Annotated in this window: 3 protein-coding genes; 2 read left to right on the top strand and 1 reads right to left on the bottom strand. The window is 35.8% G+C overall.

What is annotated here, in order from left to right; all coding sequences use genetic code 11:
• Nucleotides 1-47: 47 nt before the first annotated feature.
• Both C9J34_RS20275 and C9J34_RS20270 read left to right on the top strand, forming a co-directional pair.
• Entirely contained in the window at nt 48-1,619 is a 1,572-nt protein-coding gene (locus C9J34_RS20275) for a DUF342 domain-containing protein (protein WP_107841988.1), read from the top strand.
• Nucleotides 1,620-2,330, top strand: coding sequence for a glycerophosphodiester phosphodiesterase (locus tag C9J34_RS20270; RefSeq protein ID WP_107841987.1), 711 nt, complete (start codon nt 1,620-1,622; stop codon nt 2,328-2,330). It begins immediately after the preceding gene.
• Nucleotides 2,331-2,394: 64 nt separating this feature from the next.
• Here C9J34_RS20270 and C9J34_RS20265 read toward each other — a convergent pair whose 3' ends face one another.
• Nucleotides 2,395-2,628 carry a DUF2627 domain-containing protein gene (locus tag C9J34_RS20265; RefSeq protein ID WP_107841986.1) on the bottom strand — a complete coding sequence of 78 codons (234 nt, stop codon included), beginning with the start codon at nt 2,626-2,628 and terminating at the stop codon, nt 2,395-2,397.
• Nucleotides 2,629-2,816 lie beyond the last annotated feature (188 nt).

Below are 2,816 nucleotides of genomic sequence, written 5' to 3'. Positions count from 1 at the left end.
TGCCTGTTTATTGTATATACTGAATAAGAAAGGGAAGGAGGAATTTTGTGACTATTTTTATTAATGACCATTTTGAAATGACAGAGCAAAATGGAAAAGTGTTTATTCGCACAATAAAAGCAGGTTTTCCTTTGAAGGACTTTGATACTATTCTAAGATCACATCCGCGTGTCAAACTTACTAACTTTGCTGTATTAAAAAATGTATTAGCAACAGAAAGTGAGACCGTAACTGAGATTGGGATATGGCTGCCTAATATTGAAATTGAAGTGGCCCGAGATAAAATGTCAGCTTCACTGTTTATTTATGAAACTGTGGATGAGTTACGTCAAAATAAGGAGCATTTCATCGAGGAAATCGAAAAACTTTTGAAAAAGGAAAATATTGTTTATGGCATTCAGCCAATTCAAATAGAAGAAATCGTTCCAGCAAAAGCATATTTAATTGCACAAGGCACACCACCAATTAAAGGTGATGATGCAAAAACTACATATTTACAAATACCTGAGCGCAAGCCAATTATTAAAGAAGATGGAAAAGCAGATTACTATGAAATGAATTTTATTCATGAAATACATGAAAATAGTTGGTTAGGTGAGAAGATACCAGCACAGCCAGGGATTGCGGGGCAAACAATTTTTGGAGAAGCATTACCTGCAACACCAGGGAAGGATGCATCTTTAAAATATGATCGTAAATCTGCCTATGAGGTGGAGGAGGATGGAAAAATTGTGTTGCGCTCTAAATATGCAGGTGCGTTGGGCCAAATACAAGGACAGCTAACGATTAGCCACCATTTGTCAATTAATAGTGATATTGGTGTTGAAACAGGCAATATAGATTTTCAGGGCTCTTTAACGGTTCGGGGTACGGTGCAAAGTGGCTTTACAATTATCGCAAAAGGTGATATTTCGATTGATTCCTCAGAGGGGATAACAGGGGCGAAGCTTATTCGTTCTTTAGAAGGGGATATATACATTCGCGGTGGCGTTTTTGGCTTGGGAGAAACGGTAATAGAGGCGGCAGGAAATATTTATATAAAGCATGTGAATGAAGCGAACTTAAGAGCAAATGGTGATATTCATATAGGCTCCTACGCACTTGGCTCGCAATTGACAGCCAATTCTATCTTGTTGGATGAGCGTAAAGGTAAAATTATAGGCGGCACAGCAATGGCAAAGGATATGATTGTGTCAGCTATTTCTGGTAATCGTTTAGAGCGACGAACAGAGCTTATTATTAATACATTTAATAAAAAGGAACTGCAAGCCATTATTCAAGAGAAAGCAAAGCTATTAAAAAATGAGCAGGATGAAATGGTGAAATATGAGGCGCAATTGACAAAGATTTTGTCAGCACAAACTACATTGAATAGCCAGCAATCAGCAGTTGTGGAACAAGTTAAGCAAAAAATTGCCTCATTAAAAAAATATGTAGGCAATTTAGAGAATGAAATTAAAGTGAGCATTAATGATTTACACAATGCAGGAAAAGAAGAAATTAAAATTACGAAGGAAGCGTATCCAGGTACGTATATTCAAATTGGTAAGAAATCATCTCTTTTAACGAAAATGACGAACGGTACATTTTTATTGGATTCAGGGGAGTTGAATGTATAAATGAGCATTCCAATCTACGCGCATCGGGGTGCTTCTGCGTATGTTCTTGAAAATACAATGGAAGCGTTTCGAAAAGCGTTAAAGCTTGGAGCAGACGGTATTGAATTGGATGTTCAATGCTCAAAAGATGGGCATTTAATAGTTTTTCACGATAATAATATAAAGCGCTTAACGGGTGTTAATCGGCTTGTACAGGAATGTACGTTAGAAGAGCTAAAAAGCTACCCTTTAGGTAGACGTTTTTCACGTATTTTTTCTACGAAGCGAATACCAGAATTAAAAGATGTTATTGACTGGGCGATCAAAGAAAAAGTTCCGCTAAACATCGAATTAAAGGAGTCTTTAACGACTAATCATGAAGCTTTAATTAAGTTACTAACAACGGTTAAAATTCCAGAGAACAGCCATTTCTCATCATTTTATCAAAAATTACTTATTATAGTGAAAAAATATCGCCCTCATATTGAAACGGCACTTTTAGTAACGAAAAAATTTGATTGGTCAAAGTTAGATGACTTTCCGTATGTTGATGTTATTCATGCACATAAAAAGTATTATAAACGCAGTTATTTAAAGGCATGTGAGTCCGCGGGGAAAAACATGCGTTTTTATAGTGTAACAGGGAAAGAATCCTTTATTGCAGAGCCACATCCTGTCGTTGCAGGTTGGATTACGGATTACCCTGATATCGTGGCGAAAAATAAAATATAAATAGGGTGTGAGAAAGCGAATTTTCATCTGCTTTTTCACACCCTTAAATTATATTGGAATAATTTTATTTTTGCCAACGCTCAGATACTTTTCCTTTTTTGCGGTCACGGTGTAACAAAAATCCGGCAAAAAAGCTAAAACCTGCTAAAAATAAAGCGACACCAAGCACAAATTGAAGCCAAATCCAAGGAATTGGAGAAATTAATACGCCGAATAAAGTATCGCGCATCAATTTAATTCCAGCTGCTGCCATAAGTCCTGGAATTAATAGCACAATAAATGCAGCCATTCGAGCCATTTTCCTACCTCCTCCCTCTATCTTTTTAATTGTACAATCACGATTGAGAATGTCAAGAAAACAAGCATAAATGTACTGTTTTCGCCATGTTCTAAAATCATTTAAATAATTAGAAAATTCTTAATTATTATAGATTCCATAATAATTGTTGCTTAAAAGTGAATTTGAACGTATTGTAAAAATAAGCA

The sequence above is a fragment of the Metasolibacillus meyeri genome, from assembly GCF_003049505.1.
In the GTDB taxonomy this organism is placed as follows: Bacteria; Bacillota; Bacilli; order Bacillales_A; family Planococcaceae; genus Metasolibacillus; species Metasolibacillus meyeri.
Note: the sequence above shows the minus strand (reverse complement) of the source record. Positions and strands in the feature narration are given on the sequence as shown.

What these genes read in the sequence shown, in the direction of transcription:
- C9J34_RS20265 (WP_107841986.1), bottom strand. Translation starts at nt 2,628, where the DNA reads ATGGCTCGAATGGCTGCATTTATTGTGCTATTAATTCCAGGACTTATG.
- C9J34_RS20270 (WP_107841987.1), top strand. Translation starts at nt 1,620, where the DNA reads ATGAGCATTCCAATCTACGCGCATCGGGGTGCTTCTGCGTATGTTCTT.